Source organism: Candidatus Acidiferrales bacterium (genome assembly GCA_035515795.1).
In the GTDB taxonomy this organism is placed as follows: Bacteria; Bacteroidota; Ignavibacteria; order Kryptoniales; family JAKASW01; genus JAKASW01.
In genome coordinates, this window is the sequence record DATJAY010000009.1 from 1 (window position 1) to 8,463 (window position 8,463).

Below are 8,463 nucleotides of genomic sequence, written 5' to 3' on the forward strand. Positions count from 1 at the left end.
TGAGAAATTTAGCGACGAGTTTGAAGACGTGTTCAACGAAACTTTCAAGGACAACCCCAAGAAGAATGCTATAGTCATGGCTGAATTTGAGAAAACTCATAAGAAATTTGTTGGACTAGATGCGTATAAAATATTGAGCGAAGATGTAAGTCTGCTGCTGCAACAGCTGCCGGAAAGCCATCAAAAGAATCGTTGAGGGAAAATAGCGGTGTTATGCGAGAAGTCATATAGAGAGTTTCGAAAATGAAGAAGGTTGCTGTTGCATTATTGATATTTGTAGGAATCGCCTCCGCCTAGTCATCGGACAGGCGGATCCCTTCGGGACACGCACTCATCACACTTGCGCATGATTCACTTAGTTTATCCCGCTCTTCGCGGGAGTCGGAATGGAAGACTGTAGGGTATGTGGCATCAGGAAAAAATGGCGATTAGGAAATTCCCTTCTTCGGTTTAAGAAACGAATACTGTCCGACGGCGCCGAAGGCGCCTAGTTTATTCGTTTCTTCCGAGGGGGAATTTCCAGCCATTTTTTCCGTAAGCCTTGACTTTCTCTTTCGTACTTTCTCTTGTGTCAAGACAAGAGAAAGTACTATAAATCCTCACAAGGTTTGTTGATTCTCCATTGTTCATTTTCTTTTGCTCGCCCAAAAGAAAACGAACCAAAAGAAAAGGGCGCCCTTGCGAAAATGGTCCGCCGCAGGCGGATCGTCCCGTGCGAAGAATATGCGATTTTTTGAATAGCTACGACAAACCAACGTTTGACAAAAAATCGCTACGACCGGACTACTAATTCCGTAAAATTCCTCCTCCCAAACGGGACTCCATTTTCGCAAGGGATTATTCAGATCATGCAAACTGAGCCACTCAAGTCTTTACTGAACCAGTACCGAGTCTTGAGGGTGTCCATCATACCGCCTCATTAGTACTCCACCGTCACGCCTTGTTCTCTTGTACTTCACTTCAATCCATGATAGCTTGCAAAATCAAAGGCCGGCAACTGACAGGTGATTACGCAAGTTTTTCAAGGAGGCTGTATATGAAGAAATATACCGTGCTATTTTTCGCCGCTATGATCGCCGCGGCTGCGCTGGCGGGCTGCGCAAGACATGAATCCCTTTCCAACGGACCTGAATTCTATTTCAAAAAGATTGTATTACTCACGGGCGACCGGCGGATAGAAGGCCGCTATCCGGTCTCTGACAGCGTGGCAAAGACCGCGAATGTTTACTCTCTATCGTACGGCGACAGCGGAAGGATCAGAGAGATACGGTACACGAAAAAAGGAAATCCCGCAAACGACCCGTCGTTCGGATCCGATACAATTGTCATCGACTATTCAAACGGAAAAGAGGAAATGACATTCAAAGGTCTTTCCTACCCGGGACGCATTCACTCGCAGGTGTTCACGCTGGATACGGCAGGCCACGTTACCGGCATTCGGAATTACGACAAGACCGGAGCCCCGGTCGAAGACGAGTCCGGCGCAGCGGAGTACAAAGTCACCGGCGGCGAGGGAACCCGCACTGTCTATTCGACGCTGCTTGACAGGAGCGGCGCGAAAGTCAGAGACGAAATTGCCCGCTTCGACAGCTCGGGGAACATGACAGAAGTAACATTTCTAAATGCCGCGTCCGGAGGGAACGACGATGTGCCGGAATCGATCCGATATGGATATGACGGATCGGGCGACCTCACGCACCGCGAGCTCTTTGGAAGGGAGGGCATGCCGGTAAAGATAGGAACTAACACGTGGAAATACGATCAGGGCGGAGAGATGTGTTTACCATATCCATCTTATGAAATACGGGACGCCAGATCGGGTTGGAAGTACGACGACCATGGCAACCTGATTGAGGAAGACGATTCCACGGGCAATGGGCAGCCGTCGGCAAAAGCGCTCTATGTCTTTGACAGGAACGATAACCTTTCGAAGCTTGCTTACTTCGACGGGAATGGAAAGATGACAAAAGCGCTCGGCAGCTGGGGACAGGGTGACGACGTTCCGCCGCCCGATTTCGCGCCCGTGGATCAAGAGCCGCAGATTCTCAGTCAGCATATTCCGGCTTATCCTGATTCCGCCCGGCATGCGGGAATCGAAGGGAGAGTAATTGTAAAGATATGGGTGGACAAAGATGGAAAGGCGCACAAGGCTGTTGTGCTAAGGAGCGACAATCCGGTTTTCAATCAGGCTTCTATCAATGCAGCCATGACTGCCAGGTTCACCCCGGCGATCCTGGACGGCGAGCCGGTAAGCGTGTGGGTCGCGATGCCGTTCATGTTCAAGTTGAGGCCGAGATAGAAGTAAGGAAGGCTTCGGCAAAAGAATACGTTGGGGGATTTGTTAAACTGAAATACCGACTCCCGACAACTAATCGCTATTCACTGTCTCCTTCCCCCGTTGATTCTTCAGATCATGTCGCTTACTTTTATTCAACTTGGATAAAGAAGTGTGATCGGAAGAATTTCATGTTTCCGATGGCATTTTAAAGTATTTCTCGGAGATCAGGGAGTTCGCTAAAAAAGTAAATGTCAGTCAGTCGGGGGAAATTGTTTCGTAGAATGACAGTCTCTCTCATGTCCTTGAAGGAAACTTGAGGTTTGCACTTGATGGCTGCAAGAAATAACTTTGATAGTTCAAACTAACGGGGGCGTTTGAGATCGGTAAAAATCAGGAGAAGACCAAGTGAATCCAAGAATATCTGTCCGTGCGTTTGCTGAAATGATTAGCTTGCCTGCTTATGAGCAAGTAAGAATCTTGACTGAACAAAAATACCCCAGGCAAGGACCACAAGCGTTCAAAGTGCCTTATTACCAAATCGCTCTTCAAGGCATCAGGAATTTTTATACATCTGGGAACAATAGTAAGGAGCTCGCTGCTGCCCGTATCCGGGCGAAATCACTTAACCCTGAATCGAAACGGGATAACAATTTGAGAGTCCTTACCAACTTCGGAAAGAGCCGTCAAGCGATTCGTAAACTCTCAATCCTCCCACAGCCGTACCTGATAGCACAACCAGCGGTGGGAGTTGATTTGAAGTTGAAGTTTGATATCTCGGCAAAAGATGGGGGAAAAGACGTCCGGATTTTCTATAATCCACGAACCCTCCCGATCGAACCTATAACCGCAAAGTTGACATTAGAAATCGCTCATTGGATATTAATTCAAAATTCTGGAATCCTTCAGTGCAATGCATTGGAATACATAGATCTTGTTAACGGAAAGGTCTACAAAATCAGCCATGTTTCTAGTAGAACATCAAAACTGATAACAGCTAATGCGAAAATAATAGCTTCTTTGTGGCCGAATATCTAGATGGTCGTGAAAAGAGTGAGTTACTTGGGCCACGATGATTAATTCCCGATAATTTTTCCCTTTGTCTTGAAATCCGTGTAATATTCGAATGCCTTAACAAGGAAGTTGTGTCTCCTTGCTATCGAGTAGGCTTCCACTGAGGCCTGAAGAACATACCTCTGGAATTCTTCAATTAGAATTGTGTTTTTGGGCTTTTCATACTTACTCAAGAGATCCATGTTGTGTTTCACCTCGTTGAGTAGTTTTATGTAAAACTTCGCAAATGAGCGAATCTGATCGATCTTGCCATTTACGAATTGATCTTCCACGAACAAATAGGCAGACACAGCAACAGCCCTGCTTGAAATGGTTGCCGCCTCTTTTCCAAAGGCGGCATCCATAAGTTTAAGGACTTTCTTAATGCGAGCAAGATTCTCGTCGTTCTCATCAAGGTCATGGTTCTCTTCAAAGAAAGATTCAATATCCCCTAATCTAGCTCTTACAAATTCTCCTTCAGGTTTTGTCTTGGCAAAAGAATTAATGCAAATTTGAGCAAGTGTGAAAGGCCTAGAAAACCTTTTTTCGGATAGTCCAGTGTGTCTGAAAAACAGGCCGTCGTTTCCGATTTTCTTATAAATAAAGTCACGGATTGTGCCAGTCTTCGTTTTCAGAAGTTCGCCAGAGTTCAGTCTAATACCAAGCTGCAAACGCCTAAATATTTCTCTAACATACTCGTCATCAATAGATTCATAGATGCAAAAACTGAGTTTATAGTTTTCTATTTTCTCTGCTACGCTAGGATGTACCTTTTTAAGTCCCTTGTAGGTATACAATTCCTCCAGAAAACGAATTGTTAAAGGTGAATCTTCACCTTTCGTCGGCGTGAAAAACCTTGACAATGTGACCATTCGTTGTTTACCATCAATGCATTCGTAATCAAACTGTTTGTTATCTTTGACTTCGACAAGATAGATCTTGGGAATGTCAATATCCTTTATGATCGAATCCAGTAAATCCTGCTGTTGCTTCGTCGACCAAATTTTTTCCCTTTGATAATCCGCATCCAGATCGATCCTGTACAAATAATCATCCACGAATTCTCTCACTGGAATATCCTTCAGAGAACGTGGTTTACCCACTTTGTTTGCCATCTTCTTCTCCTTCACCCAGATTCACAACACCTCCTGAGAAACTTTGTTCGGTCAATATCATCCCCCAGCATCTTCTTTCCCTTTGCTGCAAGCCATTCTTTGAACGGATTTCCAACATCAGTCGGTATTCCTGCAACAAGGGGAGGCTCAATCTCTTCAAGACTGAGTATTTTCCTGAAGAAACCGTACCTTCTCTTTATTTCGTCGCCGGTTTGTTGAAAATCTATTATTTCTATCTCAAAAGCCTCGCGTCTAGCCAAATGAGCTTTAAACAGAAGATCCACTAAACCAATATCATTTTGATTCAGTGAACAACCAATAACTCGTAGTATATCACACTGCGCCAATATTTCGAAAGCCCGACTCCAAATAAAATTATAAGGTGGCACCAGGTAGTTTTTGTTTATCCCAAGTGGAATGATTGAGATATTCTTTGGTTTGCCATAGGTTGAGACGTTTGTCCAGCTGAATGATCCGTGTAATTTCAGCAAGGGAATGCCATCTCCTTTTTCGTATGTCAAACAATAATTGTGTCTCTTATCATGGATTTTTTCGTAAGCATCATCTAAAAGGTTGTCGTAGTTCAGCGATATTATCCCCAAAAGGCTTTCTCTTTCACTGGTCAGGGAATGCAGTTCAAGAAGAGCCTTATGTAGATAGAACTTTTTCCTCCTACTTTTGGACAATTTACCTCTTATATCTTTTTGGATCAGTCTCTTGAGGTGAGTTACTTTGAAATCAGAATCTGGTATCTGATTGGATTCCAAAAGTGAGATTAGTAACTCAATATTTATAGGCCCTTCACGAAAAGTGACTTCCTCTACATTTTTCTTAAACCTCGAGTTTTTCTGAGCTATCTTCATTACTCGCTTTGATACATCCGAGATAAGTAACCCGTTGTTGCTTATGAAAAGGGCTGATGGAGCTTCCTCAAGATTCAATACTTCTGCGTGAGTTGCACCAGCGCCGAGCAAGTAGGCGACTTTTGTTAATGCCATGATGACCTTTTAAGGCATAGTGAAATCTTGATGTAATTAGTCGGCATCATCATTGGGATTTTCGGTCCAAGGCGTTTGCGAGAAATGCCATGCTATTGATTCTACTAAAATAGATCTTCCCTATAGGATTCGTCTTGTTCTCGTACCATCCCGCTGGCGGCTTTCAAACGCACAATCCAACTGCATATCGCCGTAAGTTGTTCATCCTTTGTAAGATTTGCGGCACCGCCAAGGATTCCATTTTGTAACTGGTTGAAGATTTCTTTTGCCATGCTGTTTTCAATAGCTGCGCCTACGAAAAAAGTGTGAGGGCTTAATTTCTTTTTTCTAAAACTACTTCTTATTCGGCTCAACGCTGAGTTCGCTGTTTTCCAGTGCTCGTCGGCTCCCGCCGGGTCCAACCCACCCTTCAATTCCCCTAAAGCAATGTAACTTTCATTCGAGTAGATAATTGATTCCCTGTGCTTATCAGATCTCAGATCATCCATCCTACCATCAAGAACACAGACATCGACATTCTTTTTCACTGCCGGGACAGTCGTATTTATGATAAGCAGCCTATTTGCCCTGCCGATCTTCCAGTAAAAACCGTTCGCCCTCTTTTCCAGATCAGTATCCTCGTTTGGTTTTGCGATCCAGCTGTCTGAATCAGAATCCTTCCAATAATAGGTGATACCTGCAAGGTTGAACACTGAAATTAAGGTTCGAATAAATTTTCTTTGGCCTAATTGGCCTGCTAGATTATTTGCCTCGCCGCCAAGCTTGCCTCCCCGCGTTAACAAATACCTGTAGGTAAGTTCATCGACAAATTTGTCACCCGCTGGTTCCAAAAACTTTTCGATAAGTTGCTTTATCGCAGAGGTTTTGTCTTCATCGGTCAAGTGCTTCAGTGACTTCTCTGAAAGGCCCGATGCTGTGAGCAAGCCCGCTTTCAACTCTTCGATTTTGAGAAGTTCTTTTGGGCTTTGCACTTTGCCAGCCATTGCTCTCAGAGCGCGCGCCTCTTCAATGTAAGGCATAGCGAGGTAGTTCTTCTCTAATGCAAGCTTAATGAAACCTGCTCTGGTTTCTTCCTTGGAGGTTACTAAGTCTTCGGGTTTTTCTATGATCGTCTGTGGATTTATTCCTTTTGCCATAGATACACGCATTTCCGGACTTCTGTTCGTCCGTAGCTCCCCATCTGTTGACTGCTATTCCCCTTGCCCTTAGGCAGAACAAATATCTTCCTGATCTTGAAGCCGAGGTTCTCCGCGAATTCCGACAACATCAGATCGACCGGTATCTCTTCGCCGCCATACCGCACATTGTCGTTCACCATGACACAATAACCGCCGCTTCTCGTGACCCTTGCCATTTCATTTATCGCGAAGCACATCTCCAGAAAATAGTTCTTCACCATCCGTGGGACATTGCTGTTGTTCAGCTTTTCTAATTTGTTCAACTCATCAAGAACTGAATTCACTTCCATCATTGCTGCCGAGTTACCATAAACTTCCATAACTCTTTCAAATGCCTTTGACTTCCCGATTGATGAATAGAACTGATTTAGCTGATCCACTTTCTCCTTGTTCTCCACAGTGCACGAGAGCATCGATTGTCTCAAGTTCCTCACATCGTCATTGTCATTCCCGAGAAAAACCAACTCCAGCGCATAGGTTCTCGTGTAATCGTAGCGGTTGCAATAGGGAGGGGAAGTCATTATGAAGTCGAAGAAACCATCGCCTAACTTCGGCAGTTCCTCAAGGCATGAACCTTCGATGATATTTATCGGGTGTTTGATACAATTGTTGGTCTTGTGAATAATGAACAAAGTATCCGATCCATCATTCGATAGGTCATTTACAATCTCGCTAAGCTTATTGTTGATCGCCTTTTCAAAAGAGAGAATCTTTCCAATGTTATACGGCTTTCCCAAAAGCTCTCTCTTGGAACGATAATCCCAACGCAGGTACTGTCCATCTTTTCTTGTGTAGCTTATTTCTTCGAGGACGCTGAATGCCGCGAACTGCAGAACCGCCCGGACTCTTTCGTCTTTTATTGTCGTGCAGTACGTTAGGTATTTGTTTAACAAAGTTTCTGTTTCATCGGGGAACGCATCTTTAGTTATCGTGATATGATTGATATGGGTGTCATATTTCTTAATTTTGGGAAATTCGCTCCAAAAATTCTTGACGACCGAAGAGAGCTTCTTCGCGTCGACATCGCCAATGGCTTGTCGGGTCTTCATTACAAAGGTGCCGACAGGCAAAAGCTCTACGCCGTAAGACTGCCAGCCAAGTTCCTGCGCTGCAAATAAAGTCGTTCCCACACCTGCAAACGGATCGAGAATTCTTCCCGGTGTCGTTGTATAGTTTTCCAAGAAATATTTTACAAGCCCAGATGAAAATCCTTCTCTATATTTAAACCAACGATAGATCGGTTCATTTCTATTGGCCTGGAAGCTTACAACTTTTCTGCTCAATTGGTATGCAGTTTCCATTAGGGGAGTAAACTTTTTATATAGCTTTTGTCTCTCGGTTGGAAATAGTGCTTCAGCTCTTGGTAATCCGGCTTCGACCGTGTGCATGAATGTAATATAACGAATTTAATTCGAATTAGGCTATAGCTTCTCGTTTGGTTTCATGAGTCTGTAGATCACCTCCCCCTCGTGGTATCTCCGATTTCTAGCCAAGTAAACAAGGTCACGTTCACACGTGCCCCTGCGGACACTCCAAATGGCTTCGCGAAACAGAAGCTACTTTTGTTTCTTTGCATGCTCTTTTTCCCCCGCCGCCCCCTCTCGGGAACCGACAAACGAAATGGGCAGAGCCCGAGAGTGCCTATACGCCATGGCTGCAGTTTTTTTGTTTTTCCACTTGACTTCACCATCTCCATGATATAGATTAAAACCGAGAGGCGAGTGGTCGTGCCACCCCTCAAACTTAAGACTGAACCAATTGTAATCCCGCCAGGGGCGGGATCCTCTTTCGCGAAATACCATCATTGAGCCTGAGCAGTTTGCTGTTTGGGCAAACCGTCTCGG

At 44.5% G+C, this 8,463-nt stretch carries 7 protein-coding genes; 3 read left to right on the plus strand and 4 right to left on the minus strand.

All coding sequences use genetic code 11. The features are described 5' to 3' along the window. The 3 genes from VLX91_05160 to VLX91_05170 form a co-directional block, all read left to right on the plus strand. The coding region (locus tag VLX91_05160) for a hypothetical protein (GenBank protein HUI29582.1) at window positions 1-196 on the plus strand (196 nt) is incomplete at its 5' end. Window positions 197-1,036: 840 nt separating this feature from the next. Beyond that, window positions 1,037-2,299 (plus strand): TonB family protein, encoded by a 1,263-nt coding sequence (locus VLX91_05165; protein HUI29583.1) that lies wholly within the window; start codon window positions 1,037-1,039, stop codon window positions 2,297-2,299. Between the two features lie 384 nt (window positions 2,300-2,683). Next, complete coding sequence (locus tag VLX91_05170) at window positions 2,684-3,313, plus strand: hypothetical protein (GenBank protein HUI29584.1); 630 nt, start codon at window positions 2,684-2,686, stop codon at window positions 3,311-3,313. 38 nt (window positions 3,314-3,351) lie between these two features. On the opposite strand, the gene VLX91_05175 is transcribed toward VLX91_05170, so the two are convergent. The 4 genes from VLX91_05175 to VLX91_05190 form a co-directional block, all read right to left on the minus strand. Further along, window positions 3,352-4,443: a DUF262 domain-containing protein gene (locus VLX91_05175; protein ID HUI29585.1), complete on the minus strand. Its 1,092-nt coding sequence runs from the start codon at window positions 4,441-4,443 to the stop codon at window positions 3,352-3,354. 11 nt (window positions 4,444-4,454) lie between these two features. After that, window positions 4,455-5,441 carry a hypothetical protein gene (locus VLX91_05180; protein HUI29586.1) on the minus strand — a complete coding sequence of 329 codons (987 nt, stop codon included), beginning with the start codon at window positions 5,439-5,441 and terminating at the stop codon, window positions 4,455-4,457. Between the two features lie 104 nt (window positions 5,442-5,545). Continuing rightward, window positions 5,546-6,577 carry an AvaI/BsoBI family type II restriction endonuclease gene (locus VLX91_05185; GenBank protein ID HUI29587.1) on the minus strand — a complete coding sequence of 344 codons (1,032 nt, stop codon included), beginning with the start codon at window positions 6,575-6,577 and terminating at the stop codon, window positions 5,546-5,548. Continuing rightward, a complete protein-coding gene (locus tag VLX91_05190) occupies window positions 6,562-7,920 on the minus strand; it encodes a DNA methyltransferase (protein ID HUI29588.1) in 1,359 nt (452 codons plus the stop codon). The genes VLX91_05185 and VLX91_05190 overlap by 16 nt, the downstream gene beginning before the upstream one ends. Between the last annotated feature and the right edge of the window lie 543 nt (window positions 7,921-8,463).